The 241-nt window shown below is 78.8% G+C and carries 1 pseudogene; it reads left to right on the top strand.

What is annotated here, in order from left to right:
- Positions 1-241 (top strand): annotated as a pseudogene (locus AA75_RS42605) (long-chain fatty acid--CoA ligase); the annotation flags it as partial.

Raw genomic sequence — 241 nt, 5'->3', positions numbered from 1 at the left:
GTGGACCGGTTCCGCGCCGGCCGGCGCGGAACTGCTGCGCCGGGTCAAGCGGCTGGGCGCCCGGGAGGCCTGGGGGGTGTACGCGCTGACCGAGCTGTTCCCCGCGGCGGCCGTCGAGGAGGGCGAGAAGTCGGCGTTCGACGGCGACGGCGATCTGCTCGGCCACCCGCTGCCCGGGGTGCGCACCGCGCTGACCGGCGACGGCGAACTGCTGCTCGCCGGCCCGGCCGCCCGGGACCGC

The organism is Kitasatospora sp. MBT63 (genome assembly GCF_000710465.2).
Classification (GTDB): Bacteria; Actinomycetota; Actinomycetes; order Streptomycetales; family Streptomycetaceae; genus Kitasatospora.
This window is presented reverse-complemented; position numbering and strand designations above follow the sequence as displayed.